Origin of the sequence: Novosphingobium sp. Fuku2-ISO-50 (assembly GCF_001519055.1) — a bacterium.
In the GTDB taxonomy this organism is placed as follows: Bacteria; Pseudomonadota; Alphaproteobacteria; order Sphingomonadales; family Sphingomonadaceae; genus Novosphingobium.
The window spans coordinates 84132-109012 of sequence record NZ_KQ954292.1 but is presented as its reverse complement, the minus strand read 5'-3'; the positions used below and the strand labels follow the sequence as shown (position 1 = coordinate 109012).

Here is a 24881-nt window from a genome sequence, read left to right as displayed (position 1 = left end):
GGAGGATCAGGAAAAGAGGTCAGACCCCCGCAGCGGCCTTGAGGTCTTCGACCAGGTCGGTGCGTTCCCAGGGGAACAGGTCGCCAACGGGCTTGCGGCCGAAATGGCCGTAGGCTGCGGTCGGCGAATAGATCGGCTTGTTGAGGCCCAGCGCGACGCGGATGCCGCGCGGGGTCAGCCCGCCGAGGCGATCATGCGCGACTTTGGTCACGGCTGCTTCGATCGCTTCGTCGGAAACCGTGCCGGTGCCGTGGGTGTCGATATAGAGCGACAGCGGCTGCGCCACGCCGATGGCATAGGACACCTGGATCGTGCAGCGGTGGGCAAGCCCGGCGGCCACGACGTTCTTGGCGAGGTAGCGCGTGACATAGGCGGCCGACCGGTCGACCTTGGTCGGGTCCTTGCCCGAAAAAGCGCCGCCGCCGTGCGGGCTGGCGCCGCCGTAGGTGTCGACGATGATCTTGCGCCCGGTCAGCCCGGCGTCGCCGTCGGGGCCGCCGATTTCAAAGCTGCCGGTTGGATTGATGTGATAGACGGTGTTTGCAGTCAGCAGGTTCGCCGGGATCACTTTGGCGATCGCGGCTTTGACCCAGGCCTTGAGTTCGGCATCCTTGGCGCCTTCGTCCCAGCCGGCCTTGTGCTGGGTCGACACGACGATCGCGGTCGCTTCGACCGGGCGGCCGTCGACATAGTGCAGCGTGACCTGGCTCTTGGCATCGGGTTCGAGGAACGGCGCGGCGCCCGAATGGCGATCGGCGGCGAGCTGTTCGAGGATCTTGTGGCTGTAATAGAGCGTCGCCGGCATCAGATCGGGCGTCTCGTCGCAGGCAAAGCCGAACATGATGCCCTGATCGCCGGCGCCTTCGTCCTTGTTGTCGCCGGCATCGACGCCCTGCGCGATATGCGCGGACTGCGGATGCAGGTTGTTTTCAAAGCGGAAGGTCTTCCAGTGGAACCCGGCCTGTTCATAGCCGATGCGGCGCACGGTTTCACGCACGGCCTGTTCGACTTCTTCCGGAACGCCGGGGGCCCAGTTGCCCTCGGTATCCATGATCCCGGCGCCGCGGATTTCGCCGGCCAGCACGACCAGCTGCGTCGTCGTCAGTGTTTCGCAGGCGATGCGCGCTTCGGGGTCTTTGGCGAGGAACAAGTCGACGATCGCGTCGCTGATCTGATCGGCGACCTTGTCGGGGTGGCCTTCGGAAACGCTTTCGGAGGTAAAGAGGTAGTCGCTGCGCATTGCCACACCACATATAAAGGTTTCTTTATGTGGGGGCCTTTAGCGAGCCTTACGCCGCGTTGCAACCAGCGCTGACACAAGAACTGCTACGGACCAGGCAAGCGACAGCATATTGCCAAACCGCGCAAACGGCGTGGGGGGCAGGGCCCCGGGCACATAGCCGTCGACACGCGCCGCGTTTCCGCGCGCGATAAAGCGCCGCACGCCGCCGCCTGCGTCGATCACCGCGCTGATTCCGGTCGTGGTCGATCGCAGGACCGGCAGGCCTTCCTCGATCGCGCGCAGCCGCGCCTGGGCCAGGTGTTGCGGCGGGCCCCAGGCCCCGAACCAGCCATCGTTCGAGGGGTTGAAGATATAGTCGGGCCGATCGGCGCGATCGGCGACATGGCCGGGAAAGATGATTTCATAGCAGATCTGAAAGCCTGCCCGCCCCCAGGTCCCCGGCGTGCCCAAACTTTCAGGCGCAATCGTGCGCGGGCCCGGACCGGACTGAAAATCGAGATCGCCCGAAACCAGCCGCGACAGCCCCAGCGGGGTCAGCCATTCGCGAAAGGGCAGGTATTCGCCAAAGGGCACGAGATGCGCCTTGGCATAGCTGCCCCGGATCGTACCGGCGGGGTCGATCAGCGTGATGACGTTCCAGGCGCCGGTCACTTGGCGATTGGTCAGTGTCAGGTCGGTGGCGCCGGTCATCAGCAGGCTGCCGGGGCCGATCACGTCGCCCATGCGTCTGCGCGCCAGTTCGGGATCGCCGCCATAGGTCGTTTCGGCATACCAGATCGGGTCATAGCCGGGGCGCAGGTAATCGGGCACCGCGCCTTCGGGCCAGAGCACGATTCGCGGGCCCGATCCGTTTTCGGGCAGGCGCCGCGACAGGCTCGCCAGATTGCGAAACTGGCTTTCATAAAGGCGCGGGTTGTTGATCTCGTCCTGCTTGAGGTTTGGCTGGACCAATGTGTAGGCGAGCGGGCTGTCACCCGGCGCGCCGCCCAGCGGTACAAGCAGCAGCGCGGGCGGGATCAGTCCGGCCAGCAGCGCCGATGCGCGCCGACCCGCGTGCGCCTGTTGCCAGGCCCAAAGCCACAGCCCGGCCAGCAGCACGACGACGCCCGACAGCGCATATGTACCGCACCACGCGGCGATGCGGGCAAGGCCGGGCCGGTCGAACGGACCGAGCGCGACCGCGCCGAGCGGATTCCAGGGAAAACCGGTAAACAGCCAGCCGCGCAGCCATTCGGTGACGATCCAGCTTGCCGCCAGCGCGGGCGCGAGGGCCATCCCGGTGCGGCGGCGCAAGGTCCATGCTGTCAGCGTCGCCAGCGCGGGATAGACCGCGAGATAGAGCGCCAGAAGCACGACCGCGATCCAGCCGAGCCAGGCGGGCATCTGCGCCTGATAGGTAAAGGCGGTGGCGATCCAGGTGTTGCCGAGCGTGAAATGCCCGACCCCGAACAGCCAGCCGATGCGCGCCGCATCGCGCGCGCGCGGGGCCGGATCGATCAGCACCAGCAACAACGCGAGCGCTGCCAGCGCCGCGGGCCACAGCATCAAGGGCTGAAACCCGGTGGCCGATGCGGCACCCAGCAGCAGGGGCGCCAGCCGGCGCAGGAGAGGTTTGGGGATCATGCCCATGCGCCCGGCATGCGCGGAACCGGCGGGATGCACGGATGGATCGTCATGCATTCCGCCGGTTCGGCCCGGATCAGCCTTCGGCGTCTACTTTGGCTTCGGGCAGCGGGTTCTTGCGCGGGCGACCGCGCTTTTTCGGCGCGGCGGGCGTTTCTGCCGCTGCTTCTGCGGCAGGAGCAGCGGCTTCCACGGCGCGTGTTTCAATGGCGCGTGTTTCAATGGGAGGGGCCGGAGCGGCAACCGGCTTTGGCGCGCGGATGCGCTCGGGCCGGGCCGGGGCTTCGATCACGCTCTCGGTGCGCACGCCGATGGCGGGCGGCAGGCTGGCGGGATCGAAAAACGGCGCGGCTTCGGGCGCGCGCTCGGCTTCGATACGGGGCGCATCGGCACGGGGCGCATCGGCACGGGGCGCATCGGCACGGGGCGCATCGGCACGGGGCGTATCGAAGCGGGGCGCATCGTTTTCGGCACGGCGACCGCCGCGGCGATCGTTGCGGCCGCGCGGACCACGGGGCCCGCGCGAATCGCGGGTAAAGGGATTGTCGGCGACCGGTGCAATCGGTTCGCCTTCATCGACGCGCACGCCTTCGATCGGAACCGGGGCTTCGGCGGCGACCGGCACGGGCTGGCGCTGGTCACGGTTATCGCGCTGGCCGCGATATTCGCGCGGTTCGCGGTCTTCGCGGCGGGCCTGATCTTCACGACGGGCCTGATCTTCACGGCGGGGCTGTTCTTCGCGGCGCTGTTGCGGGGCGCGTTCGTAGGGCGCGAAATTGGCGTCCATGCCGAATTCGAGCGCTTCGTCTTCGCCGTCTTCGTCCTGCCAGCGATCGCCGCTGACGCTGCCGCCGTTCTGGTAGCCGGGGGCGCCGCTCTGGCCGCCGTTCTGGCGCAGGCGCTGTTCTTCCAGACGCACGCGGGCATCGGCGGTCACGCGGAAATAGTGGTCCGCAAACTGAAGATAGTATTCAGCCTGAACGCGGTCGCCATTGAGATGGGCATCCTGCGCCAGCTTGCGATATTTCTCCAGAAGCTGCGGGGCGTTGCCCCGGGCGCGGCTGTCGATCCGGTTAACCTGTTGACCGCCGCCCGGCGCACGGTTGTTGTTGCCGCGCCCGCGCCGACGGTTGTTGTTCCCACGATTGTTGTTCAACTCAGGCACGTCCTTGTTTCGGTGGGCTATCGTCAGGGGCTTGTCCGATCATTGCGGGATAGCCCAGATGCAGCGCAACCTTTGCCTACGCTCCCACGCCGCGACGAGGCGGGCGGGTTATTCCCAGCATCTGCCTTGTTTCGACGGAAGGCCGAGCAAGCATCGCAAATGGTGGAGCAGACCGGGGCGGGAAGCGATCATCCGTCCCCCTGTCTGCGCCGCTAATTAGTGGCGCGACTTCGCCTTGCCAAGCGAAATATTCATTCAATTTCCCGGAATTTGGTCAATTTCGATGACAATTTCGACAACGCGGGGCCTTTGCGCCAGATCGGCATGGACGCGCGCCGTCATGCCGGCCTCGCGGGCCAGCGCGCAGACCGCCTCTCCTTGCGTCCAGCCGATCTCGACCAGCGCGACCCCGCCGGGGTTCAACAGGCGTTCAAGCTGCGGAAGGATAACGCGATAATCGTCCAGACCCTGCGGCCCCGCAAACAGCGCGCCGTGCGGTTCGTGAGCCGCGACCGAAGCGTCCAGCGCTGCGCCGCTTTCGACATAAGGCGGGTTGGCGAGCACGAGGTCAAAGCGCCCCAGCCCGTCGGCCCACCCTTCTTGAGTCCAGTCGGCGGCGATCATCCGCGCCCGGTTGCGCAAAGCCAGCGCTTCGGCATTGGCCCCGGCCACGGCCAGCGCCGCCTCCGACCGGTCGATCCCGATTCCCGTCGCCTGCGGCCAATGGCTGAGCGCGGCGAGCAGCAAGGCGCCCGACCCGGTGCCCAGATCGATCACCCGCGCGGGCGGGCGATCGCGCAGCCGGTCGACGGCGACCTCGATCAACGTTTCCGAATCGCCGCGCGGGATCAGCACCGCCGGGCCGACGGCCAGGTCGAGCCCCCAGAATTCCTGATGCCCGGTGATATAGGCGACCGGCTCGTGCCCCAGCCGCCGTTCGATCAGCGCGGCAAAAGCTGTCGGCACCGGATCACGCAGATGGCGCAGGATCAGCTCCGACCGGGTCACGCCGAGCGCATGGGCCATCAGCACTTCGGCATCGAGTCGCGCGGTGTCGCTGGTTTGAGCGAGGCGCCGGGCCGCGTCGGCCAGCCCTGCGGAAACGGTCATCACGCGTCCATCGCCGCCAGCCGCTTCGCCTGATCCTCGGCGATCAGCGCATCGATCAGTTCGCCAAGGCCGGGCCCGGCCAGAATTTCGGGCAGGCGGTGCAGCGTCAGGTTGATACGGTGATCGGTGACGCGCCCTTGCGGAAAATTGTAGGTGCGGATGCGTTCCGAGCGGTCGCCCGATCCGACCATCGCCCGGCGCGCTTCGGCTTCGGCGCCCTGCGCTTCGGCGCGGCGCATGTCATAGACCCGCGTGCGCAGGACTTGCATCGCCTTGGCGCGGTTCTTGTGCTGGCTGCGCTCGTCCTGCTGGATCACGACGATGCCGGTGGGCAAGTGGGTGATGCGGACCGCCGAATCGGTGGTGTTGACATGCTGCCCGCCCGCGCCCGAGGCGCGATAGATGTCGATCTTGAGATCCCGGTCGTCGATCGAGACATCGACTTCGTCAGGCTCGGGCAGCACGGCGACCGTCGCCGCCGAAGTGTGGATGCGCCCCCCGCTTTCGGTTACGGGCACGCGCTGGACGCGGTGGACCCCGCTTTCGTATTTCAGCTTGGCGAATACGCCTTGCCCCGCGATATGCGCGACGACTTCCTTGAACCCGCCGATGTCGCTGACGTTGGCGGAGATCATTTCGACGCGCCAGCCCTGTTCGGCGGCATAGCGCTCGTACATGCGATAGAGATCGGCGGCGAACAGCGCGGCTTCGTCGCCGCCTGTTCCGGCGCGGATTTCAAGCATCGCCGGGCGCATGTCGGCGCTGTCGTGCGGGAGCATGGCGAGCGCCAGCGCGTGTTCGGCCTCGGGCAATTCGCTGCGGATGCGCGCGGCTTCCTCGTCGGCCAGCGCGCGCATTTCCGCATCGCCGTCGCCCAGCCCGGCGAGCCCGGCCAGCTCTTCGCGCAAATCGCGGACATGGCGCGCGGCATGGGCCACCGGCTCCAGCTCGGCATAGTCGCGGCTGGCGGCGATGAACGCTTCGCCTTCGAGCGTGCCCGAGGCAAGCCGTGCCTCAAGCTCGGCAAAGCGCGCGCCGATCTGTTCCAGCCGGGTATCGGCGATCGTCATGCGGCAAGGATGGCCCGGAATCGCGCCTGCGCCGCATCGTCGCCGCGCAGCCGCCATTGCGGCAGGCCTTCGACCAGCGACAGCCCGGCGATCACTCTGGCCGGGATTTTCGTCGCCTTGTCATAGCGTTTGCGCGGGCTTCCCGACGAGACGATGTCACCCGACAGGCCCGCCCGGCGCAAGGCGGCCAGCGCGCGCAGCCCGGCATCGAGCGCGGCATCGTCTTCGACCGCGATGACCACGTCGGCGGGGGCTTCGCCTTTCGCGCCGACCAGCATGGCCAGCCGCTCGATTCCCGCCGCCCAGCCGACTGCCGGGGTGTGCGGGCCGCCGAGCGCTTCGATCAGCCCGTCATAGCGTCCGCCGCCCAGCACGGTGCCCTGCGCGCCGAGCCGGTCGGTGACGAATTCGAACGCGGTGTGCCGATAATAGTCGAGCCCGCGCACCAGTGCCGGTGCGCGCGTCCAGGCGACACCCGCCGCATCGAGCCCGCTGGTCACCCGTCCGAAGAAATCCTGCGCTTCGCCCGACAGGTAATCGTCGATGCGCGGCGCATCGGCGGTAAACGGCTTGTCGCGCGGGTCTTTCGAATCGAGGATGCGCAAGGGGTTGCGTTCGAGCCGATCCTGCGAATCCTCGCTCAGATCGGCGCGATGATCGCGGAAATAGCCGATCAGCGCGGTGCGCCAGGCCTCGCGGCTAGGGGCATCGCCCAGCGTGTTGAGATGCAGTGTCACGCCGTCGGCAATGCCGAGTTCGCCAAGCAGGTGATCGGCCAGGCACAGCAGCTCGACATCGGCCTGCGGATCGGCCGAACCGATCACTTCGGCATCGAGCTGGTGAAACTGGCGATAGCGGCCCTTTTGCGGGCGCTCATAACGGAACAGCGGCCCATGCGTGGCCAGCCGCACCGGCGCGTACTGTTGCCAGCCGTTGGTCAGATAGGCGCGGGCGATCCCGGCGGTGAATTCGGGGCGCAGCGTCAGCGATTCGCCGCCGCGATCGTCGAACGAATACATTTCCTTCGACACGACATCGGTGGTTTCGCCAAGGCTCCGCGAAAACACCTGGGTCTTTTCGAACACCGGCATCTCGGCGCGGCGAAAGCGATAGAGCCGGCGCACACGGTCAAACGTCTCGACGACGTGGCCAAAGCTTTCCGCCTCGGGGCCGAAGATGTCCTGCGTTCCGCGAATGGCCTGGGGCGTTTCCGTCCGGGCGCCGGTTTGGCGCGCGCTGTCTTTTGGATTGCTCATGACCCGCGCGCTTAGCGGAACGGCGATCACAAGAAAAGGCGGCGGAACGTGTCGGCAGGTGGTTGCGCGACGGCGCCGGGCTGGGCATGGTTGGGTGATGAACAAAATTTCTTCGCTGTTGAGCGGGGGAGCACTGCTTGCCTCCGCTTTGATGTCGCCCGCTGCCGATGCGCAGGTTCAGCCCGCCACGAACAGCTTTCCCACCGCGATTCCGGTCGCCCGCGCGCTGCCCGAGCCGCGCGATGTCGCCTATCCGGGCACGATCGTGCTCGATGTCGATGCGACCGATCTCGCCACCGGCGCGACGCGCGTGACCGAAATCGTTCCGGTTGCCCCCGGCGCGACGCAACTGACGCTGCTGCTGCCCGAATGGATTCCGGGGCATCACAGTCCCTCGGGCAAACCCGCCGAACTGGTCGGCGTCCATTTCACTGCCGATGACAAGGAGCTGAGCTGGCATCGCGATCCGGTCGATGTCTATGCCTATGTCATCGATGTGCCCGCCGGCACGCGCGAGGTCACCGCGCATCTGATCCAGACCCCGGCGCTGCACGAAGAGCCGGGCGACCGGGTGACGACCACGCGCGAGATCGTCAATCTCGAATGGGACAAGTTCGCGCTCTATCCCGCTGGGCACTATGTCCGTCAGATCAGGATCAAGCCGAGCGTGACGCTGCCGGTCGGCTTCAGCGTGTTTACCGCGCTCGACGGGCGCGCGACGAGCGGCCTGCGCACGACATGGGATGTTACCGATTACGAGACGCTGGTCGATTCGCCGATCTTTGCGGGCAAGTATGCGCGCCGTTTCGCGATCGGCGACAACGTGTTCCTCGACGCGATTGCCGACAAGGAAGAGCAACTGGCGATCGCGCCGGAAAATCTCGAAACCTATCGTAATCTGGTGAAAGAGGCGGATGTCGCATTTGGCGCGCGCCATTTCGATCATTACGATTTCCTGCTCGCGCTGACCGACCGGATGAGCGGCGTCGGGCTCGAACATCACCGCTCGAACGAAAGCGCCTATATCCCCAAGGCCTGGACCGACTGGGCGGGGTCCGACTGGGCGCGCAACGTGGTTCCGCATGAATATTCGCATTCGTGGGACGGCAAATACCGCCGCCCGGCGCGGCTGTGGACTCCCGATTATCGCCAGCCGATGATCGATGACCTGCTGTGGGTCTATGAAGGCCAGACGCAGTTCTGGGGGCTGGTGCTCGCGGCGCGTTCGGGGATTCAGTCAAAGGCGGCCGTGCTTGGCCAGTTTGCCAGCTATATCGGTGCGTTTGGCGTGACGGCGGGGCGCGAATGGCGCTCGGTCGAGGATACCACCACCGATCCGATCTTTGCCTCGCGCCGACCCAAGCCATACGCCTCGATGTCGCGCGGAGAGGATTATTATACCGAAGGCGCGCTGGTCTGGCTCGAAGCCGATCAGATCATTCGCGACGGGACGGCGGGGCGCCGGGGCCTCGATGACTTCGCCCATGCCTTCTACGGCATGCGCAATGGCGACTGGGGCGTGCTGCCATATACCCGCGCCGATGTGGTTGCCACGTTGAATGGTATCTATCCCTATGATTGGGAAGCGTTCTTCAGGGCGCGGATCGACAGCGCGGGTCAGCCGGTGCCGACCGGCGGGATCGAGCGCGGCGGCTATCGGCTGGTGTGGAAGGACACGCCCAACCCCTATGAACAGGGCCGCATGACCGAGGCCAAAGTGCTCAATCTGGCCTATTCGCTGGGCCTGACGCTCGATCGCGAGGGCAAAGTGGTGTCGACGCTGTGGGGCGGGGCGGCGTTCAAGGCCGGGGTCGTGCTGGGCGTGCAAGTCATCGCGGTCAATGGCGAAGGCTATGACGCCGACACGCTCAAGGCGGCGATCACGGCAGCCAAAGGCACCGATCCCAAAGGTAACGGCAGGTCGATCGCCCTGCTGATCAAGCGCGACAATCACTATGACACGGTGACCATCGCCTATCACGACGGGCTGCGCTATCCTTGGCTCGAACGCGCTGGTGCGGAAAAGGCGGATTCGGGCGCAAAGGCAGTGGCCGGGCTCGATGTCCTGCTGGCGCCGCATCGCCCGGTTGCCCGGCGCTGATGACTTAAAGGGACGCTTGCGTGAATCAACAGGGCGCCGTTGGCGCGCGTTTTGCCGAATTGGGTGCCTGGCTTGCGCCGCCGCGTTTCCTGGTGTTCTGCGTGCTGTTTCCGGCCGGAATCTGGTTGTGGCACGCGCTTGGCCATAGTCTGGCCGATGCGCTGGACCTGGGGTTTGACGGCGCGGCGCTGGTGTTTCTGGCCAGTCTGCTGCGGATGTTCCTGACCCGGTGCGACAGCGCGTCGATGCGCGAGCAGGCGGCGCGCAACGATGCCAATCGCCTGCTCGTGCTGGCGATCACGTCGACGCTGACCGTGGTGATCATGGCGGCGATCGCGGGCGAATTGCCGCATGTCGGGCATGGTGACGCAGGGGGCGGCGGTCACAGTGCGCTGATCAAGCTGATCGGCACGCTGATCCTGACCTGGATGTTTGCCAACGTGATCTATGCGCTGCATTATGCGCATCTCTATTATTCGCCCGGAGACATCGCTGGCGAAGATGCGCGCGGGCTCGACTTTCCCGGTCGCGAAGATCCCGACTATCTCGATTTCGTCTATTTCGCCTTTACGCTCGGCATGACCTTTCAGACCGCCGATGTGGGCATTACCGGACGACCGATTCGCCGGATCGCCATCCTGCACGGCTTTGCCGCGTTCGTTTTCAACATCGGTGTGATTGCCTTTACCATCAACGCGATCGGCGGCAGCAGCGGCAGTTGAGCGCGCTTTACCATTAAGTCCTGTTGCGATGCACAAGTGGTCAAGCTAGAGCCGGCGCCACCACAAGCAACCGGACCATGAGCGGTCCATGCAGCAAGGGCAGAGCATGCGTATCGAAATGATTCCCACCGGGGAAAATCCGCCTGAAAGCCTTAACATCGTCATCGAAGTGCCGGTCGGCGGCGAACCGGTGAAGTACGAATTCGACAAGGCGTCGGGGGCCCTGTTTGTCGATCGTATCCTGCATACGCCGATGCGCTATCCCGCCAATTACGGCTTTGTCCCGCATACGCTGTCGCCCGATGGCGATCCGCTCGACGCGCTGGTGATCGCGCGTTCGCCGTTCGTGCCGGGCTCGGTCGTGCGCGCCCGCCCGATCGCGGTGCTCAATCTCGAAGACGAGCATGGCGGCGATGAAAAGCTGGTTTGCGTGCCCGACGACAAGACTTTCCCTTATTACACCGACGTTGCCGAAAAGGACGATCTGCCGGAAATCATGCTCCAGCAGATCGAGCATTTCTTTACCCACTACAAAGACCTGGAAAAGGAAAAGTGGGTTCGCGTCGGCACCTGGGGCGGCGCCGAGGATGCGCGCCGCATCACGCTCGAAGCGATCGAACGCTACAACGCGGATAAAGCCGCCAAGTAATATCGGCATGTCGGCGGGGGGACACCCCGCCGACATGGTTCAATCTCCCGCGACGATCATCCCGTCGATGCGCAGCGTCGGCACATCGATGCCGTGGATCAGTTCCAGGTCATTGGCCGGGATCAGCGCGGCAAACATGTCGATCAGATTGCCCGCCACGGTGAATTCGGCGACCGGTTCGCCGATCACGCCGCCGCTGATGCGAAATCCGGTCGCGCCCCGGCTGTAATCGCCGGTCACGCCGTTGACGCCGCTGCCGATCAGTTCGGTTACATAGACGCCTTCGCCGATGTCGGCGATCAGCTCGGCCGGGGTCAGGGCTCCGGGGTCGAGCGTGACGTTGCCGGTGGTGACATGCGGCGCGCCCGATCCGCCGCGTGCGGCATGGCCGGTCGGGGCCATGCCCAATTGCCGCGCCGAGGCGCTGTCCATCAGCCATCCGGTCAGGCGCCCCGCGTCGATCAGCGCGCGCGGCGCGGTTGCCAGCCCTTCGCCATCGAACGGGCGCGAACGCAGCCCGCGCCGCACATGCGGATTGTCCCTGATCGTCACGGCGCTGTCGAACAAGCGGGCGCCGTCGCGATCGAGCAGAAAACTGGCGCGGCGGGCAATCGACGATCCGGTCATCGCCGCGATCAGATGGCCGACCAGCGACGCGCCGACGCGCGGATCGAATACCACGCTGATCGGGCCGCTGCGCATCCGTCCGGGGTTCAGGCGGCGCGTCGCGCGCTCGCCCGCCTCGCGCCCGATCGCCTCGATTCCGGGCAAGTCGGCGGCATGGCGCGCGCTGCGCCAGGCATGGTCGCGCTGCATCGTGCTGCCTTCGCCCGCGACCACGCCTGCCGAAATTCCGTGGCTGCTGGCGGCATAGGCGCCGGTGAAGCCGTGACTGGTGGCCAGCGCAAAGACCGATCGACCGCTGCTTGCGCTGCCGCCGTTGCTGTTGGTCACGCCGGGCACGGCCAGAGCTGCCGCCTCGACGCTTTCGGCCATGCGGCGCAGCGCTTGCGGCTCTGCCTCGCCGCCGTCGTCGAGATCAAGCTCGGGCGGCGCCTCGCGCAGCAACAGCGCCTCGTCGGCCAGCCCGGCAAAAGGGTCGGGCGGGGCCAGCCGCGCCATCGCCACCGCGCGCTGGGCCAGTTCGTCGAGCGCGGCATCGCCAAGGTCGGTCGATCCGATCGAAGCGGAGGCACCGCCGACAAAGACGCGAAGCCCGATATGTTCGGACTCGGAGCGCTCGACGTCTTCCAGCGCACCAAGCCGGACGGTCACGCTTTGCGAGGCATGGGCGAGGTAGAGGGTATCACCTGCCTCGGCGCCAGCGGCCTTGGCCCGGCGCAGCAGCGCCTCGCAACGTTCGCTGGCATCTTGGGGAGAAAGCATCGGCGGTCCGGCTCCACTCTGGCTTGGGAGAAAGTCCGGCGCATAGAGCATCGCGCAAAAAAGTGGGAACCGGTTTTTTGCAAATCGCGATGCGACCACGAAAACGCGCATCGCGCAAAAAAGCATGCCCTGAGCGAAGTCGAAGGGTGGGAACCGGTTTTTTGCAAAAAGCGAAGCGATCACAAAAACGCGCAGAGCATCTGTGACCATCAATCCATCGCCGGATCAGCCGAGCAACGATCCGACCGCCTTGAACAGCCCGGTTACGGCAAAGGGCAGGCCCACGGCAAACAACCACACCGATAGCTGATCGCGCCGGAACAGCGGCTTGTGCAAAGGGTCTGCCGCGGCGACATCGTCGAGCCCTTCCCAATGGCGTTCGTAATGACGAAACAGCGGGATGATCGCGCAAACGAGCACGACGAGTGCAAACAGCGGCAGCATCGAGGTGGTATCGCTCGACAGCGCGTGGATCGTCACGACGATCTGCAGCGCGGTGTAGACAAGCAAGGCATAGGCGACGGTGTCGCTCATCCGTTTGCGCCAATCGAGCTGGCGCACCTGAACGGTTCGCCTGGGCTCCGGTCCCGTGATCTGTCCGTTCCCTCCGGCGCCGTCCCTTTCGGTGGCAATCCCGGCAACGGACTGTGCTGTGGCTTTGGCCATCGTGTCAGTCCTTTACTCCCGTCTTGCACTAGATCATGGGCCGCGCGGCGTGGCAAGCGCGTTGGCTTGCCGGGCACGGTTGCGCACAAATCGTGCCAATTCGTGCGCCGTGGGCTTTGCCGCCGCGCGATCAGGGGCTATGGCACGGATCGCCTGCGGGAAATCGCAGCTCCACACCACGTTTGCGCGAGACGAATGACTGCCATGGGGACAACCATTGCCGACACGGCATCTGCCCAGACCGCCGCAATGGCGGAAGCCGAGCTGATCGCGCGCCAGGGGGGGCTCGAGGTGATCTCGATCGCCAAGTCCTATGACAAGCGCGCGGTGCTGGCCGACATTTCGCTGTCGGTGGCCAAAGGCGAAGTGCTGGGCCTGCTGGGGCCCAACGGCGCGGGCAAGACCACCTGTTTCTATTCGATCATGGGCCTCGTTCGCCCGGATTCGGGTCGTATCCTGCTCGATGGTGTCGATATTACGCGGCTGCCGATGTACCGCCGCGCGATTCTCGGGCTGGGCTATCTGCCGCAGGAAACCTCGATCTTTCGCGGGCTGACGGTCGAACAGAACATTGCCACCGTGCTCGAACTGATCGAGCCCGATCGCGATACCCGCGATGAGGAGCTGGAACGCCTGCTTGACGAATTCGGTCTGGTCAAACTGCGCAGCAGTGCGGCCATGGCGCTGTCGGGCGGGGAGCGCCGACGCTGCGAAATCGCGCGGGCGCTGGCGGCGCGGCCCTCGATCATCCTGCTCGACGAACCGTTCGCCGGGATCGACCCGATGTCGATCAACGACATCCGTCATCTCGTCAAGGATCTGACACGGCGGGGCATCGGCGTCCTGATCACCGATCACAACGTCCGCGAAACGCTCGACATCGTCGATCGCGCCTGCATCATCTATGGCGGGCAGGTGCTGTTTACCGGCAGCCCCGAAGCGCTCGTTGCCGATCCCAATGTTCGCCGGCTCTATCTGGGCGAGGGCTTTACGCTCTGATGACGGCGGCTTTCGTGTCATTGGGAGGGGGCTGAGGCCATGGCGCTGGGACCAAGGCTGGATCTTCGCCAGACCCAGTCGCTGGTGATGACGCCGCAGTTGCAGCAGGCGATCAAGCTGCTGACGCTGTCCAATCTCGAAGTCGAAGCGTTCATCGGCGAAGCGCTCGATGCCAACCCGCTGCTCGATATTGCCGAAACGGGCGGGGTCGAAACAGGTGCGGGCGGGGCCATCGCCCTGCCCCTCGAAGACCCCGATCATCGCCGCACGCATCTGGAAACCTCGCCCGTCGATCAGTTGGTCGGCGAAGGGCGCGCCGCCGAAGACCGCCCGCTCGACATCGACCCGACCGCGCTCGATGGCGACCGCGATACCGGTGACAGCGATAGGGGGGATGGCGATGCCGGGGGCAGGGATTTGAGCGCCGGGCCCGCCGACAGCGGCGACTGGAGCGCGGGCGACTGGAGCGGGAGTGGCGGGGGCGGCGATTTCGAAGGGCCGGGAATCGAATCGCACAGCGCCGCTGCGGCCAGCCTTGCCGACCATCTCCATGCGCAGATCGGCGCGACCACGCGCGATGCACAACTGGTGTTCGCGGCGCGCTGGCTGATCGATCAACTGGATGAGGCGGGCTATCTGATCCAGCCGCTGCCCGAGGTGGCGCAGATGCTCGGGCTTCCGCTCGAACGCATCGAGGCCGCGCTGGCGCTGGTTCAGGCGCTCGATCCGACCGGGGTCGGCGCGCGCGATCTTGGCGAATGCCTGGCGCTTCAGGCGCGCGAGGCCGACCGCTATGACCCGTGCATGGTGCGTTTGCTCGACAATCTCGATCTGCTGGCGCGCGGGGAACTGGCCCGGCTCAAGCGCATGTGCGGCGTCGATGACGAGGATTTCGCGCAGATGCTGACCGAATTGCGCGGCTATGATCCCAGGCCCGGCCTGCGGTTTGGCGGCAGCGCGGGCGAAGCGATCATCCCCGACATCCTGGTGCGCGAGGCGGTTCTTGAGGACGGGGCTGCGGGCTGGGACATTTCGATCAATCAGGCGACTCTGCCGCGCCTGATCATCAATCGCAGCTATTATGTCGAAATGCGCGGGGCCGGCGTCAGCAAGGATGCACGCGCCTGGCTCAGCGAAAAGCTGGCCGATGCCAACTGGCTGCTGAAAGCGCTCGATCAGCGGCAGAAGACCATCCTGAAAGTTGCAGCGGAAATCGTGCGTCAACAGGACGGCTTTTTCCGCCACGGCGTGTCGCACTTGCGCCCGTTGACGCTGCGCACGGTGGCCGAGACGGTGTCCCTGCACGAATCGACCGTCAGCCGGGTGACTTCGAACAAATACCTTTCCTGCGCGCGCGGCACGTTCGAGCTGAAATTCTTCTTCACGTCGGGCGTTGCCTCGTCCGATGGCGAGGGCGCGGTTTCGGCCGAGGCGGTCAAGGCCGCGATTCGTCAGCTGATCGATGCCGAAGACGCCAGGGCGGTGCTGTCCGACGACACTTTGGTCGATTTGTTGCGCGAACGCGGCTTTGATCTGGCGCGGCGCACGGTGGCCAAGTATCGCGAGGCGATCGGGCTTGGCAGCTCGGTGCAGCGGCGGCGGCAAAAGGCGCTGAATCAAACGGCGGGCGGGCGGCCGCGATGAAACGGGTCGCCAGATTGTCGATTATGCCGGTATCGCTGGCCGCGTCGCTTGCAACCCGGTCGGGCTCGGGGATATGCCCCAACGATCTTGCATTGGGGAACGGGTGATGACTGAGGCCGAACCGGCCGATCGCGGCGCGGGGATCAGCTGGCGCACGGCGCTGCTGCGCGTGGGGGTTGGCGTTGCGGTGGTCGCGGCGATTTCGCTGTCGGGCGTGGCGATCTATCGCAATCAGCGCGACCGCGCCGGGATGCCGGTGGCGATGGTGCCGATCCCGCGCGAAACCCGGGCGGCCACGGTCGAGGATGTGATCACCCGTCTTCAGCGCGATGTGAGCCAGACGCCCGACGATGCCGACACCTGGCGCACGCTCGGCTGGTCCTATTTCCAGCGCGGCGAATTTGCGAAAAGCGCCGATGCGCTGCGCGAGGCGACCCGGCTCGATCCTACCAGTGCGCGGACGTATTCGTTTCTCGGCGAAGCGCTGTTGCAGGCGCACAAGCCCGAACGGCACATGCAGCGCGAGGCGCGCGCCGCGTTTGACAAGGCGCTCAAGCTTGATCCCAAGGATGCGCGCGCGCGTTATTACCGCGCGGTCGGCTGGGATCTGGCGGGGCAGCATCGCCGCGCGATCAATGCATGGTTTTCGCTGCTGAAGGACACGCCGGCCGACGCGCCTTATGCCAGCGACATTCGCGCGGTCATCCGCACGGTGGCGGCGCGCCACCATATCAAGGTCGAAAAGCGGCTGGCCGAAGTGCAGTTTGCCCCGCCCGTGAACGGTCAGCCGGGCAGCGCCCCGGCGCAAACAGCGCCGACAAAGAGCGCGCAGCCCGGCAAGGCGACTTTGCCCGGCCCGGCGGGCGATCGCATGCGCGCGGTCGAGGGCGTGCCGCGCCCGGTGCATTCTGCCGCAGCCGCCGGCGATTGATCCCGAGCGATGGAATCGGGGTGATCGAGCGGTGTGATAGCGATCGCAGTTATGGCCGAGGTCACTTTTACGAAGTTGAAACGGGAACACGTTTGACGAAAAATTAACCTTTCATGTTCATAGCTCCTATGGTTAATGAACGGCGCGTCCCTCTGACGGGGGTTCGAAGCCATTCGGGGGTAATGGCAAGAAGGGATTGATCGATGCGGGTTCTGCTGATCGAGGACGAGCCGACAACTGCCAAGGCGATTGAACTCATGCTTTCTGCGGAAGGCTTCAACGTCTATTCGACCGATCTCGGGGAAGAAGGCCTCGATCTCGGCAAGCTGTATGATTACGACATCATCCTGCTCGACCTGAACCTGCCCGATATGCATGGCTATGACGTGCTCAAGAAGCTGCGCGTCGCCAAAGTGCAGACGCCGGTTCTGATCCTTTCGGGCATTTCGGAAATGGACAGCAAAGTGCGCTCGTTCGGCTTTGGCGCCGACGATTACGTGACCAAGCCGTTCCATCGCGAAGAGCTGATCGCCCGTATCCACGCCGTGGTGCGCCGGTCAAAGGGCCATTCGCAGTCGGTGATCCGCACCGGCAAGCTGTCGGTCAATCTCGACGCCAAGACGGTCGAAGTCGATGGCGCACGCGTGCATCTGACCGGCAAGGAATATGCGATGCTGGAACTGCTCTCGCTGCGCAAGGGCACCACGCTGACCAAGGAAATGTTCCTCAATCATCTCTATGGCGGGATGGACGAGCCGGAACTGAAAATCATCGACGTGTTCATCTGCAAGCTGCGCAAGAAGCTGGCGCATGCCTGCAGCGGCGACAATTACATCGAAACCGTCTGGGGCCGCGGCTATGTGCTGCGCGATCCCGACGACATGACCGCGATCGAAGCCGCGTAAAGGCCGGTTTGGCCGGGGCGCTGGCACGTCCCCGACCCGACTTATCCCTGGAAAATGACCCGCCTTCCGGCGGGTCTTTTTTGGGCATCAATGCGCGGCGATGATGTCGGGTTCGGCATCCGCTTGCGCCGGGGCGGGGCGGGGTTTGGGGCGGGGGGCGAGCCAGATGAAGCATGCCGCCGCCGCCAGGATCACCCCGCACCCGACGAACACCATGTTGGTCGCCAGCGTGACCGCTTCGGTATTGACCATGCGGTCGAGCATCATCCGGCCCATCAGCCCCTGGCTCATCATGTCGGCGGGCGGATGGATCACGCCGACCAGTTCGGCATGGGCATATTTGGTTTCGCGGTCCCACATCGTCATCGAAATCGACGTGGCAAACGCGCCCGAGAGCGTGCGCATGAAATTCTGCAGGCCTGCCGCCGAAGCGGTCTGTTCGGGGCGAACCGAACTGAGCGCCAGCGCGGTCGTGCCGACGAAGAAGAACGGCATGCCGAATCCTTGCAGGAATTGCGGCAGGGCAATGCTGAAAAAGCCCATGTCGGTGACCCAGGCGCTGCGCAAAAAGGCCATCGACGCCAGCCAGGCGACGCCGAACGAGATCAGCAGGCGCACGTCGAATTTGCCCGTCAGCTTGGCCACGATCGGCGACATGACCACCGCCAGCACGCCCATGAAGCCCATCGCCTGACCCGCGACAGTCGCTGTGTAATCAAGATTGGTCTGCAAAAACATCGGCGTCAGCACGACCATCGCAAAAAATGCGGCGTAGGACGCGCTTTGCGTGATCACCGCGATGGTGAACCCCCGCATGCGAAACACGCTCAGATCGACCACCGGATGGCGATCGGTCAATTCCCAGATCAGGAAAGCGACGAACACGACTGCCGCGACAATCCCCAGTGTCGAGATGAGGTCGCTGGCAAACCAGTCTTCCTCGCGCCCCTTGTCGAGCATGACCTGCAAACTGCCGACCCAGACTACCAGCATGGCCAGCCCGACGAAATCGATCGGCGCCTTGACCGTCGGCGTTTCATAGCGGGTGATCAATTGGCGGGTGACCACCGTGCACAGCACGACGATCGGCAGATTGATGAAAAAGATCCAGTGCCAGCTCCAGTTGTCGGAAATCAGCCCGCCCAGGATCGGCCCGGCAATCGGCGCGCAGACCGTGGTCATCGCCCATAGCCCGAGCGCGGCAGGCGCCTTGTTTGGCGGGAAAATGCGCATCAGCAGCGTTTGCGACATCGGCATGATCGGCCCGCCGCACAGCCCCTGCATCACGCGAAACGCGATCAGCGCCTCAAGGCTGCGCGACAATCCGCAGAGCAGCGAAAACAGCCCGAACCCGATCAGCGAAAGCAGGAACACGCGCACCGCGCCAAACCGCGCCGCCAGCCACCCGGTCAGGGGCACGCAGATTGCCTCGGCCACCGAATAGGACGTGATCGCCCAGGTGCCTTGCGTCGGCGAGACGGCAAGGCTGCCCGAGATATGCGGCACCGAAACGTTGGCAATGGTGATGTCGAGCACGACGACAAAGTTCGACAGCGCGAGTGCAAAGGCGCCAAGCGCCATCGCCGCCCCTTTCAGCGGTTCGGCGCTGGGCGGGGCAAATGTGGGGGCGGGACCGGCCATGGCAGTGCCCTTCAGTTGCCGCGCGTGTCGATCGTGGTGATCATCGACAGGCCGAGCCGCAGCGGATGGTCTGCCAGCTCGCGCCGGTCGAGCGCGATCCGCACCGGCAGGCGCTGCACCACCTTGATCCAGTTGCCGGTCGCATTCTGCGCCGGGATCACCGCCAGCGCCGATCCGGTGCCGCCCGAAAAGCCGACCACCCGGCCATGATAGACGACTTTTCCGCCATAGATGTCGGCGGTCAGTTCGACCGGTTGGCCCGGGCGCACACTGCGCAACTGGCTTTCCTTGTAATTGGCATCGACATAGGCCTCGGTCACCGGGACCACGGTCATCAACGTGGTGCCCGCCGCCACGCGCTGGCCGACCTGGACCGCGCGCTGCGTGACGACGCCGTCGACCGGCGAACGGATCACGGTGCGATCAAGGTCGATCCGCGCCTGATCGAGCCGCGCCTTGGCGGCGAGCACATCGGGATTGGTTTCGGGCGTGGTGCCGGTGATCAGCGCGTCATTGGCGGCTTCTTGCCCATTGGCCGCGCCGCGCGCGGCTTCGGCCTGCGCCAGGCCGGCACGCGCGGCGGCAAGATTGCCCTCGGCGGCGGCGAAAGCGTTCTTTGCGCTCGACAGTTCCTCGCCCGAAACCCCGCCGTCGGCGGCCAGCGCTTCGCGCCGGGTCAGATCGATCCGCGCGCGGGCAAGATCGGCTTCGGCGATCGAGACTTGCGCTTTCATCCGGCCAATGTCGGCAACGCGCTCGCCGACCTGGGCGCCGAGCGCGCTGCCGGTGGCGATGGTCTGCCTGATCTTGCGCACGGCGCTGGCATAATTGGCTTCGGCGGCGGCCAGCGCGATGCGCGCATCGGTCGGGTCGATCACCACCAGGACATCGCCTTTATGCACGCTTTGCGTGTTGCTGACGCGCACTTCGGCGACCGGGCCGCCGGTCAGCGGGGTGACGATCGCGATTTCGGCGTTGACATAGGCATCATCGGTTTCGACGTAGCGCCCGCCTTCGGCCCATTGATAACCCAAATAGCCGATCGCGATCACGGCGAGCGCTGCGCCAAACAGCAGGAACGACCGCTTGCGCGTGGAATTTTGCGAATTGGTGGCGTCGATGTCGGCCATGGGGGTCTCACATCCTGGGAAAATGGGGAAAATCGGGGGCGCTTTGCGAGGGGGATCAGGCCTTGAAGCCGCCGCCCAGCGCGCGGATCATTTCGACCCGCACGGCCAGCACGCGGCCTTCGCAATCGGCCAGCAACTGACGGTTGCGCAACAAGGCCTCTTCGGCGGACAGCACCGAAAGATAGGGCGACAAACCGCCGACATAGCGCCGCTTGGCGAGATCCCATGCTTCCTGACTGCGGGCCACGGCGTCGTGCGCAGCGGTCAGTTCGATCGCCAGCGCCTTTTGCCCGGCGGCGGCATCGGCCACTTCGCGCACCGCCTGAACCAGCGTGTCGTCATAGCGCGCTACCGCTTCGTCATAACCGCCGCGCGCGGCGCGGTAAGCGCCAGCCAGCGCCCCGCCCGAAAACAGCGGCAGGTTGATCGCGGCTTGCCCCTGCCCGGCTTCGGACCCGACGGCGGTCAGATTGGCGAGACCGAGCGACTGCGCGCCGACAAAGGCCATGAGATTGATGTCGGGAAAATAGGCGGCACGCGCGCCGCGAACGCGGGCGGCGGCGGCCTCTGCGCGCGCCCGCGCGGCGGCGATGTCGGCGCGGCGCCCGACCAGATCGAGCGCAAGGCGCGGCGGCAGCGGGGTGAGCGCAAACCGGCCCGGCGCAGGCGGGGTCAGGCCCGAGGTGCGGTCGGGGCCGGCGCCTGTCAGCGCGGCGAGCCGGTTGCGCGTCAGTACCAGCGCCTGCTCGGCGGCGGCGAGATCGGCGCGCGCGACCGGCACGGTGGCTTCGGCCTGGCGCTGTTCGGCGCGGGTGTCGAGCCCGTTCAGGACGCGATTGGCGACCAGCGCGGCGGTCTCTTCGCGCACCTTGAGCGCAGCGGCGGCGACATCGCGCAACGCGGCATAGCGGCCCAGATCGGCATAGGCGGCGGCGACCCCGGTCGCGATGGCCAGCCGCGCGGCGCGCGCCTCGATCGCGGCGGCGGTGCGTTCGGATGTTGCCGCGCGCAGGGCTGCATGGTTGCGGCCAAACAGATCGAGATCATAGCCGAGGTTGATCTGCGCCGAACCGTTGTCGTTCCACCCGTGCGGCACAAAGGCCGGGGGAATGCCCTGGTTGTAGCTTTCCTTGATCGCGCCCGCGCTGCCGCCAGCCGACGCATTGGGCATGAGCGCGGCGTGAGCGCTGCGGGCATAGCCTTCGGCGATGCGCAGGCGCGCGCCCGCCTCGGCGAGCGCGGGCGAGCCCTTGACGGCCTCTTCGATCAGCGTCGTAAGCTGCGGATCGCCATAATCGCGCCACCAGCTTTCATCGGGCCAGGGCGCGGTCTCGGGGCCGTCGAGACTTTTCGCAGCGACTGTATCGGGACTGCGCAAGGCGGGCGTGGCGCCCATCGGCGGCGGCACGGCACAGGCGCCAAGCAACAGGAAAAGAGCCGGCGCGGCAAGACGCGCGCCGGATCGAAGGGGCGGGGAAAGGAGAGGCATTGCAGGCTCCGGGGGGATCTGTACCGATCGGTCACTATTGGGGTGTCACGCTTGACCCGAAGCTGTCAAGCGCTATCTGTACGCAATGGTCACTAAGTGCAGGCTAGCCCGTTCCAATCCTGATGATCGGCGCGATCACATCATTGCCGTTGCTGCGGACGTGTTTGCCGAAGAAGGCTATGGCGCCAGCTCTATGTCGACGATCGCGGCGCGGCTTGGCGGATCAAAAGCGACGCTTTACAAATACTTCTCATCCAAGGAGCACTTGTTCGAAGCGGTCATGGAACAGCGCTGCCAAAGAGTGCTGGCGCCTTTGCGCGATCTGCGCAGCAGCGATGATGATGACCTCGAATCGCTGCTGACCGGGTTTGGCGCGCGCTTTCTGGTCAAGATCTATGAGCCCGGCGCGCTTGACGTACACCGCCTTATTCAAAGTGAGGGCGCGCGCTTTCCCGAACTGGCGGCAGCCTTTTTTCGGGCTGGCCCGGACGCGGTGCTTGAGGAATTGCGCGCCACGCTCGAACGCTTTGTCATCAGCGGGCACATCGTGTGCGAAGATCTCGAACTGGCGGCCGGGCAATTCCTCGGCATGTTGCGCGGCGATCGGCACTTGCGTTTTTCCACCGGGCTGTTGCCCGCGCCGGACATCGCCGAAATCGGATACCATGCCCGCCATGCCGCGCGGATCTTTGTGCGCGGTCTTTTGCCGCGCCAGGCCATCGATTCATAATCGTTGACCGAAGGGCTGCGGTTTGCCATCGGCCCGCCGCATGACTGCCATCAAGCCCGGCGACCCGACCACGCTCAACCGTCTCTATGGCCGCGCCAAGGGCAAGCCCTTGCGCCAGAGCCAGCAGGGGCTGGTCGACCGTCTCCTGCCCCAGATTGCCGTGCCGGACGAAGACCCGGTGACGGCCGAGCGGCTGTTTGGCCGCGACTGCCCGCTCCATTTCGAGATCGGCTTTGGCGGGGGCGAACATCTTGCCTTTCGCGCCGATCTTCTGCCCGATCACGGCTTTATCGGGGCCGAACCGTTTCTGAACGGCGTGGCACAGGCGCTGACTCACATCGAGGGCGAAAGCGGGCGCAACGCACCCTTGCGCAATGTGCGGATTCAGCATGGCGATGCGCTCGACGTGTTGCGGCGGATTCCCGATGGATCGCTATCGTTCCTCTATCTGCTCCATCCCGATCCCTGGCCCAAGTCGCGCCATATCAAACGGCGGATGATGAACGACGGCCCGGTCGAGCTGTTTGCGGCCAAGCTGAAGCCGGGCGGCGAGTTTCGTTTCGGCACCGACCATCCGGTCTATCTGCGCCATGCGCTGATGGTCATGCGCCGCCATGCCGATCGCTTCGAATGGCAGGCGCAGACCCCGCGCGATTTTCAGCAGCGCCCGGGCGGCTGGCCCGAAACCCGCTACGAGGCCAAGGCCCGCGCCCAGGGGCACGAAGTGTGGTATTTCCGTTATCGGCGGCGGTGAACCGTTCAGGCCGACGCGCGGTGTGTCCATGCGTCGCCGGCCGGTGAATCGCTGCGGTCGAACGGGCGCGCCACGGCCATGTAGATCAGCCCCAGCAGGACCACGGCCGCAAACGTCAGCACCATCGCCCAGGATTCGTACCACACCGCGCCGTCTGCCGGGCGCAGCATGATCGCGATGCCGCCAAGGCCCCAGACCATGCCGGCAATGTTGATCGGCCAGGCCCAGGCGCCAAGGCGGAACCGGCCGCGGGGACGCCATCCGCGCAGACGGGCATAGGCCGCGCCGATCACCACCATCTGGAATCCCGCGTAGATCCCGACCACGGCAAAGCTGACGATCGTGGCCACGGCATCGGCAAAGAACATGCCGAACACCAAAATCACCGAAGCGACCAGCCCCGACAGCACCAGCGCATTGGTCGGCACATGATGTGTGGCCGACACTTTGCGCAACCATCCGCTCGCCACCACCATGTCGTCGCGGGCATAGGCATAGACGAGGCGGCTGGCGGCGGCCTGCAGGCTGAGAATGCACGACACGAACGAGACCAGCACGACCAGCACGACCAGCTTCGACCCCACCGGCCCGAACGCGGCGAGCAAGGCGTCTTCGATCGGGTTGGCCGAACGGCCATCGATCACGGCGCGCACATCGGGCAGCGAGAGGATCAGCGCCAGACAGACGAAGACCGAGGCCGACATGCCGACATAGATCGTCGATTTCATCGCCTTGGGGATGGCGACGCCGGGGTTGGGGGTTTCTTCGGCGACATCGCCGCAGGCCTCGAAACCATAACACGTGAACAGCCCGGTCATGGCCGCTGCCATGAATGCCGGGAAATAGGTGCCGCCCCGGTTCACCCCATAGCTGTCGAATACCGCCGTGATCGGCTGGTGCCGGTGGAAAAGCAGCAGGAAGATACCGACCGCGATCGCACCGAGGATTTCACAGGCAAAGCCGAACATGGCCACTCTGGCCAGCGTCTTCGTCCCCGCCAGATTGGTCAGGGTCGAAAAAACGACCAGGGCGATGGCGATCACGCCTGCCAGCACCGGGGTCGATTTGAGACCGAGCAGGGGGGCGACAAACGGCGCTGCCCCGGCTGCCACCGCGCTGATCGTGGAAAACAGCGCCCAGCCATAGATCCAGCCGGCGATCCATGCCCATTTCTTGCCCACGAGCCGTCGGCACCAGGGGTAAAGCCCGCCCGAAATCGGATATTGCGACACCACTTCGCAAAAGGTGAGGCAGACGATCATCTGGCCCAGTGCCGCGATCAGATACCACCAGATCATCGGCGGCCCGCCGGTGGCAATGCCGATACCGAATACCGAATAGACCCCCACCACCGGGGAAAGATAGGTAAAGCCGAGGGCGAAGTTTTCCCACAGCGACATGCTGCGATCAAACTGGGCGGTATAGCCCAGTGCACGCAGTTCCTCGTCGTCGAGGCTGGCGCCCTGATCCATGGTGCTTCTCCGTGATCGGGGCGGTTCATTCGCCCCGGTATGGTGTTTTTTGGAAATTTGCGACGCCGATGCGGGCCGGTACAAGACCTGTCGACAGCGCAAGGCGATGCCCCTTGCGCACAATGTCTGATCCGGGGTCCGATCCGTGGTCCGATCCGGGATCCCGGCCATGGCCGGAATCCCGGAGGATGTTTC

Annotated in this window: 21 protein-coding genes; 9 read left to right on the top strand and 12 right to left on the bottom strand. The window is 65.5% G+C overall.

Annotation, left to right across the window (positions count from 1 at the left end):
• Positions 1–19 precede the first annotated feature (19 nt).
• From metK to hisS, 6 genes are all read right to left on the bottom strand, one after another.
• Positions 20–1240, bottom strand: coding sequence for a methionine adenosyltransferase (gene metK, locus AQZ50_RS11870; RefSeq protein WP_067746678.1), 1221 nt, complete (start codon positions 1238–1240; stop codon positions 20–22).
• Positions 1241–1279: 39 nt separating this feature from the next.
• The gene (gene lnt / locus AQZ50_RS11865; RefSeq protein ID WP_082703615.1) at positions 1280–2872 is read right to left on the bottom strand and encodes an apolipoprotein N-acyltransferase; all 1593 of its coding nucleotides are present in this window, start codon (positions 2870–2872) and stop codon (positions 1280–1282) included.
• A gap of 70 nt (positions 2873–2942) precedes the next feature.
• The gene (locus AQZ50_RS11860) at positions 2943–4031 is read right to left on the bottom strand and encodes a DUF4167 domain-containing protein (RefSeq protein WP_231730247.1); all 1089 of its coding nucleotides are present in this window, start codon (positions 4029–4031) and stop codon (positions 2943–2945) included.
• A gap of 255 nt (positions 4032–4286) precedes the next feature.
• On the bottom strand, positions 4287–5141 hold the full coding sequence (gene prmC, locus AQZ50_RS11855) for a peptide chain release factor N(5)-glutamine methyltransferase (protein ID WP_067746676.1): 855 nt from the start codon (positions 5139–5141) through the stop codon (positions 4287–4289).
• Positions 5141–6211 carry a peptide chain release factor 1 gene (gene prfA, locus AQZ50_RS11850; protein ID WP_067746675.1) on the bottom strand — a complete coding sequence of 357 codons (1071 nt, stop codon included), beginning with the start codon at positions 6209–6211 and terminating at the stop codon, positions 5141–5143. The genes prmC and prfA overlap by 1 nt, the downstream gene beginning before the upstream one ends.
• Positions 6208–7467, bottom strand: a complete 1260-nt coding sequence (gene hisS, locus AQZ50_RS11845) for a histidine--tRNA ligase (protein ID WP_067746674.1) — start codon at positions 7465–7467, stop codon at positions 6208–6210. The genes prfA and hisS overlap by 4 nt, the downstream gene beginning before the upstream one ends.
• Positions 7468–7564: 97 nt before the next feature.
• Here hisS and AQZ50_RS11840 point away from each other — a divergent pair, with 97 nt between their 5' ends.
• The 3 genes from AQZ50_RS11840 (at position 7565) to ppa (ending at position 10939) form a co-directional block, all read left to right on the top strand.
• Positions 7565–9568: a M61 family metallopeptidase gene (locus tag AQZ50_RS11840; RefSeq protein WP_067746673.1), complete on the top strand. Its 2004-nt coding sequence runs from the start codon at positions 7565–7567 to the stop codon at positions 9566–9568.
• Between the two features lie 20 nt (positions 9569–9588).
• Positions 9589–10290, top strand: a complete 702-nt coding sequence (locus AQZ50_RS11835; protein WP_067746672.1) for a DUF1345 domain-containing protein — start codon at positions 9589–9591, stop codon at positions 10288–10290.
• A gap of 106 nt (positions 10291–10396) precedes the next feature.
• Positions 10397–10939, top strand: coding sequence for an inorganic diphosphatase (gene ppa / locus AQZ50_RS11830; protein WP_067746671.1), 543 nt, complete (start codon positions 10397–10399; stop codon positions 10937–10939).
• A 39-nt stretch (positions 10940–10978) separates the two neighbouring features.
• Here ppa and AQZ50_RS11825 read toward each other — a convergent pair whose 3' ends face one another.
• Both AQZ50_RS11825 and AQZ50_RS11820 read right to left on the bottom strand, forming a co-directional pair.
• The gene (locus AQZ50_RS11825) at positions 10979–12325 is read right to left on the bottom strand and encodes a TldD/PmbA family protein (RefSeq protein ID WP_067746746.1); all 1347 of its coding nucleotides are present in this window, start codon (positions 12323–12325) and stop codon (positions 10979–10981) included.
• 225 nt (positions 12326–12550) lie between these two features.
• A complete protein-coding gene (locus tag AQZ50_RS11820; RefSeq protein ID WP_231730246.1) occupies positions 12551–12991 on the bottom strand; it encodes a hypothetical protein in 441 nt (146 codons plus the stop codon).
• Positions 12992–13240: 249 nt separating this feature from the next.
• Here AQZ50_RS11820 and lptB point away from each other — a divergent pair, with 249 nt between their 5' ends.
• The 4 genes from lptB to ctrA all read left to right on the top strand — a co-directional run bounded on the left by lptB (position 13241) and on the right by ctrA (position 17470).
• Positions 13241–13990, top strand: a complete 750-nt coding sequence (lptB, locus tag AQZ50_RS11815) for an LPS export ABC transporter ATP-binding protein (protein WP_231730257.1) — start codon at positions 13241–13243, stop codon at positions 13988–13990.
• A 39-nt stretch (positions 13991–14029) separates the two neighbouring features.
• Positions 14030–15634, top strand: a complete 1605-nt coding sequence (rpoN, locus tag AQZ50_RS11810) for an RNA polymerase factor sigma-54 (RefSeq protein WP_067746668.1) — start codon at positions 14030–14032, stop codon at positions 15632–15634.
• Between the two features lie 106 nt (positions 15635–15740).
• Entirely contained in the window at positions 15741–16565 is an 825-nt protein-coding gene (locus AQZ50_RS11805; RefSeq protein WP_067746667.1) for a tetratricopeptide repeat protein, read from the top strand.
• A gap of 203 nt (positions 16566–16768) precedes the next feature.
• Positions 16769–17470: a response regulator transcription factor CtrA gene (ctrA, locus tag AQZ50_RS11800; protein ID WP_067746666.1), complete on the top strand. Its 702-nt coding sequence runs from the start codon at positions 16769–16771 to the stop codon at positions 17468–17470.
• 87 nt (positions 17471–17557) lie between these two features.
• On the opposite strand, the gene AQZ50_RS11795 is transcribed toward ctrA, so the two are convergent.
• From AQZ50_RS11795 to AQZ50_RS11785, 3 genes are read right to left on the bottom strand one after another with little or no spacing between them, the layout of a single operon-like run.
• Entirely contained in the window at positions 17558–19111 is a 1554-nt protein-coding gene (locus AQZ50_RS11795; protein ID WP_067746665.1) for a DHA2 family efflux MFS transporter permease subunit, read from the bottom strand.
• An 11-nt stretch (positions 19112–19122) separates the two neighbouring features.
• Positions 19123–20241 carry an HlyD family efflux transporter periplasmic adaptor subunit gene (locus AQZ50_RS11790; RefSeq protein WP_067746664.1) on the bottom strand — a complete coding sequence of 373 codons (1119 nt, stop codon included), beginning with the start codon at positions 20239–20241 and terminating at the stop codon, positions 19123–19125.
• A 55-nt stretch (positions 20242–20296) separates the two neighbouring features.
• The gene (locus AQZ50_RS11785; RefSeq protein ID WP_082703603.1) at positions 20297–21730 is read right to left on the bottom strand and encodes an efflux transporter outer membrane subunit; all 1434 of its coding nucleotides are present in this window, start codon (positions 21728–21730) and stop codon (positions 20297–20299) included.
• 85 nt (positions 21731–21815) lie between these two features.
• Here AQZ50_RS11785 and AQZ50_RS11780 point away from each other — a divergent pair, with 85 nt between their 5' ends.
• Together AQZ50_RS11780 and AQZ50_RS11775 are read left to right on the top strand one after the other, a co-directional pair.
• Positions 21816–22460 carry a TetR/AcrR family transcriptional regulator gene (locus tag AQZ50_RS11780; protein ID WP_067746662.1) on the top strand — a complete coding sequence of 215 codons (645 nt, stop codon included), beginning with the start codon at positions 21816–21818 and terminating at the stop codon, positions 22458–22460.
• A gap of 40 nt (positions 22461–22500) precedes the next feature.
• The gene (locus tag AQZ50_RS11775) at positions 22501–23214 is read left to right on the top strand and encodes a tRNA (guanine(46)-N(7))-methyltransferase TrmB (protein WP_067746661.1); all 714 of its coding nucleotides are present in this window, start codon (positions 22501–22503) and stop codon (positions 23212–23214) included.
• 5 nt (positions 23215–23219) lie between these two features.
• Here the strand turns inward: AQZ50_RS11775 and AQZ50_RS11770 are convergent, their stop codons facing one another.
• Complete coding sequence (locus AQZ50_RS11770) at positions 23220–24686, bottom strand: APC family permease (RefSeq protein ID WP_067746660.1); 1467 nt, start codon at positions 24684–24686, stop codon at positions 23220–23222.
• Between the last annotated feature and the right edge of the window lie 195 nt (positions 24687–24881).

Excerpts from the sequence above, each read along its gene's own strand:
- metK (WP_067746678.1), bottom strand. The coding sequence starts at position 1,240 with ATGCGCAGCGACTACCTCTTTACCTCCGAAAGCGTTTCCGAAGGCCAC.
- lnt (WP_082703615.1), bottom strand. The coding sequence starts at position 2,872 with ATGGGCATGATCCCCAAACCTCTCCTGCGCCGGCTGGCGCCCCTGCTG.
- prmC (WP_067746676.1), bottom strand. The coding sequence starts at position 5,141 with ATGACCGTTTCCGCAGGGCTGGCCGACGCGGCCCGGCGCCTCGCTCAA.
- prfA (WP_067746675.1), bottom strand. The coding sequence starts at position 6,211 with ATGACGATCGCCGATACCCGGCTGGAACAGATCGGCGCGCGCTTTGCC.
- hisS (WP_067746674.1), bottom strand. The coding sequence starts at position 7,467 with ATGAGCAATCCAAAAGACAGCGCGCGCCAAACCGGCGCCCGGACGGAA.
- AQZ50_RS11840 (WP_067746673.1), top strand. The coding sequence starts at position 7,565 with ATGAACAAAATTTCTTCGCTGTTGAGCGGGGGAGCACTGCTTGCCTCC.
- ppa (WP_067746671.1), top strand. The coding sequence starts at position 10,397 with ATGCGTATCGAAATGATTCCCACCGGGGAAAATCCGCCTGAAAGCCTT.
- AQZ50_RS11825 (WP_067746746.1), bottom strand. The coding sequence starts at position 12,325 with ATGCTTTCTCCCCAAGATGCCAGCGAACGTTGCGAGGCGCTGCTGCGC.
- AQZ50_RS11820 (WP_231730246.1), bottom strand. The coding sequence starts at position 12,991 with ATGGCCAAAGCCACAGCACAGTCCGTTGCCGGGATTGCCACCGAAAGG.
- lptB (WP_231730257.1), top strand. The coding sequence starts at position 13,241 with ATGGCGGAAGCCGAGCTGATCGCGCGCCAGGGGGGGCTCGAGGTGATC.
- rpoN (WP_067746668.1), top strand. The coding sequence starts at position 14,030 with ATGGCGCTGGGACCAAGGCTGGATCTTCGCCAGACCCAGTCGCTGGTG.
- AQZ50_RS11805 (WP_067746667.1), top strand. The coding sequence starts at position 15,741 with ATGACTGAGGCCGAACCGGCCGATCGCGGCGCGGGGATCAGCTGGCGC.
- ctrA (WP_067746666.1), top strand. The coding sequence starts at position 16,769 with ATGCGGGTTCTGCTGATCGAGGACGAGCCGACAACTGCCAAGGCGATT.
- AQZ50_RS11795 (WP_067746665.1), bottom strand. The coding sequence starts at position 19,111 with ATGGCCGGTCCCGCCCCCACATTTGCCCCGCCCAGCGCCGAACCGCTG.
- AQZ50_RS11790 (WP_067746664.1), bottom strand. The coding sequence starts at position 20,241 with ATGGCCGACATCGACGCCACCAATTCGCAAAATTCCACGCGCAAGCGG.
- AQZ50_RS11785 (WP_082703603.1), bottom strand. The coding sequence starts at position 21,730 with ATGCCTCTCCTTTCCCCGCCCCTTCGATCCGGCGCGCGTCTTGCCGCG.
- AQZ50_RS11780 (WP_067746662.1), top strand. The coding sequence starts at position 21,816 with ATGGTCACTAAGTGCAGGCTAGCCCGTTCCAATCCTGATGATCGGCGC.
- AQZ50_RS11775 (WP_067746661.1), top strand. The coding sequence starts at position 22,501 with ATGACTGCCATCAAGCCCGGCGACCCGACCACGCTCAACCGTCTCTAT.
- AQZ50_RS11770 (WP_067746660.1), bottom strand. The coding sequence starts at position 24,686 with ATGGATCAGGGCGCCAGCCTCGACGACGAGGAACTGCGTGCACTGGGC.